The sequence below is a fragment of the Malikia spinosa genome (assembly GCF_002980625.1).
Taxonomy (GTDB): domain Bacteria; phylum Pseudomonadota; class Gammaproteobacteria; order Burkholderiales; family Burkholderiaceae_C; genus Malikia; species Malikia spinosa.
In genome coordinates this window covers 1-2,586 of record NZ_PVLR01000062.1, presented here as the reverse complement: position 1 = coordinate 2,586, position 2,586 = coordinate 1, and the positions used below count along the sequence as shown (strand labels likewise).

The window sequence follows — 2,586 nt, the reverse complement described above, 5'->3', positions numbered from 1 at the left end:
GTACCGCACAGAACACCTCGTACAGCTCCACTTTGCGTGGAGCTGTCTTCTTTCGCGCGCTCTCTAGCAACGGCCTGATGACCTCGAATTGCTCGCGCTTGATATCGCTTGGGTAACCTTTTCTCACCCCCCGAGCATCTCATGACTCGGAGACTTTGAACACGTTCTAAGAGCAACTTGCATTCGAGGCCCATTCGGAGTAGGTTGAACGTCTGTGCTCCGGTGGAGCCGGGATGAACACAACATCTGTTGAAATCGGGTTACATCTTCTGTTGTGCGAGCGGGGGGATGCGGCTTCGCCTGCTTTTTCTGGGGTACAAACTACAGATAAGCAAATTTTTGCGCGCAAAGTTGATGTGGCAACAAGCTTACAGCTGAGATCTGGCTGGCTCCACCGTACTGTCGGTTCAAGCACTTCGGTGTCTGCAGGAGGAGGCGCGACGGGTCTATTCGCCCCGTCGCTCTGAGCGCATCGTCTGAAGAAGCCTCATCTACTGGTGTCTTTTGAAGAAAATATCATCATGGCACCAGTTTCTGAAGATAATTCTTCCATGCTGAAGATTTTCCTGCGCACCGGAGTGCGACTGAGATGACCGTCGTGGGCTACGCCTGGATCCAGAACGCGGTGCAAGCCCCGGATTTCCTGGGTGCCCAGCACGCGCGGGTGGCGCCGGTCAACCGCATCGAGCGGCTGCCTGAAGGGGCCTTGCTGGTCCCGCCCAAGCTGGCTCCAGCGGAAGAATTATTGCCCCATGCGCTGTTTGCCATCAAGCACGAGGGGGTCAGGCTGGATCTGCTGGTGGCGGCGCTGCGGCGGATTCCACCGGAGCAGCTGGTTGAGTTGGTAAGGTCTGCGCCGAACGGGGTATACGCACGTAAGCTGGGGCACTTGTGGGAAGGGCTGCACCGGCAGCGCCTGCCAGGGCTGGGCGATCTGGCGGTGGCGGCGGCCTATGTGCCCTTGTTTGACCCGGATCATTACATCGTGGGTACTTCGCAGCGCGATCCCCGCTGGAGGGTCGAGTTCAATGGTCTGGGCGATCTGTCGTTTTGCCCGCTCGTGCGCAAGACGCCCGAGCTGAAGCACCTGATGAAAAAGGACATCCTGGGCCAGACGCAGGCCTTTGCCGAGGCGATTGACGACGCCATGCTGGAGCGTGCCCTGTCCTGGGCATATTTGAGCGAAACTGAAGGCTCGTTCGCCATCGAGGGCGAAACGCCCAGTCATGGCAAGGCCTTGATGTTCGCCGCGCTGCTCAAGCGGGCGCATGAGCAGCAACCCCTGACGGAAGATCTGCTGATTGAGCTGCAGAACGCGGCCATTGCCAACCCCTACGACAAGGCGGTGCAGTTCCGCACTGAGCAGAACCGCCTGCAGAAGGACATGCGGGGTGCCGCCGGCGTGACCTATGTGCCGCCCTGGCCGGAACTGGCTGTGGAGCTGATGGACAAGCTCATGGACCTCGCCAACCATCGCTCCCAGCAGCTGGATCCAATGGTGCATGCGGCCGTGGTCTCGTTTGCCTTCGTGTTCATTCACCCCTTCATGGACGGCAACGGGCGCCTGTCGCGCTTTCTACTGCACCACTGCCTGGGGCAATCAGGTCGGCTGCCGCCGCAGTTTCTGTTGCCGGTTTCGGTGGCGATGAAGAAGCACGAGGCTCAGTACCTGCAGGCGCTGACTTCGTTCAGCAAGCCCGCCCGGCAACTGTGCCGCGTCACCTGGGCCGGTGACGAGCATTACAGCTACGAGTGGGCAGACGGGGCCGATGTCTGGTTCCGCTACATGGACCTGACCCGCTGCGCCGAATTCGCTCTGGAGATGGCGGAGGCAGCGCTGGACACGCATCTGCGGCAGGAGGTGGATTTCCTGGGGCTGTTCGACCGGGTCGCCCGCTACATCAACGATCGCCACGATTTGCGCAGCAGCGACCTGACCACCTTGATCGTGACCATCTTCCAGAACGGTGGCAAGTTGTCGAACAACCGGCGCAAGCGGTTTGCCGAGCGCGTGCCAGAGCCTGCACTGGATGACATCGAGAAGGCCGTGAGCTACGCCATGCAGGGTCTGCCGCTGAGCGAGCAAGACGAAGACTGACGCACAAGGGGAGGCCTTCAGAAAGGACATGTCGGGAAACTGTTGTTTGGCGACATCTCTGCAGCAGTCCGACGGGCCAAGAGGCCAAGCCAGCGGCAGGCCTGGCGTGGTTACAGATTTTCGTACCGCTGGCACTGACCACCGTACACCTCACTGCAGCGATTGCTACCACTTGTGAGTTGGTCAAGGATCGCTGGACGCGTTGATTGCAAAGCTAATGGGCGTCCCTTCAAGGGAACCAGCTCTCCTGCCTTGTATTGAACCACTCAGCAAGGAAGACGTTTTACAGGGGCAAGGCCAGTCATCCAGCAGGCAGATTAGCACAGTGGATGCCCAGTCACTATCCTGAGTCAGGTGAACACCGAACAAGCCCACGAGCTCATGCAGGGTTCTCGGCCCCGCGCAAGCCCATGTAGCCGGTCCATTTCTGCTCATAGTCGTTGCGGGCAAATTCATCGACCATGAAGTCGATGAAAGACCGCACTTTA

At 59.4% G+C, this 2,586-nt stretch carries 2 protein-coding genes; one reads left to right on the top strand and one right to left on the bottom strand.

Going from position 1 to position 2,586, the window contains the following annotated elements:
- Nucleotides 1-127: transposase (locus C6P61_RS16510; RefSeq protein ID WP_425319762.1), on the bottom strand; the 127-nt coding region annotated here is incomplete at its 3' end.
- A gap of 462 nt (nucleotides 128-589) precedes the next feature.
- Here C6P61_RS16510 and C6P61_RS16505 point away from each other — a divergent pair.
- Nucleotides 590-2,098 carry a Fic family protein gene (locus C6P61_RS16505; RefSeq protein WP_244908989.1) on the top strand — a complete coding sequence of 503 codons (1,509 nt, stop codon included), beginning with the start codon at nucleotides 590-592 and terminating at the stop codon, nucleotides 2,096-2,098.
- Nucleotides 2,099-2,586: the final 488 nt, after the last annotated feature.

What these genes read in the sequence shown, in the direction of transcription:
- C6P61_RS16505 (WP_244908989.1), top strand. Translation starts at nt 590, where the DNA reads ATGACCGTCGTGGGCTACGCCTGGATCCAGAACGCGGTGCAAGCCCCG.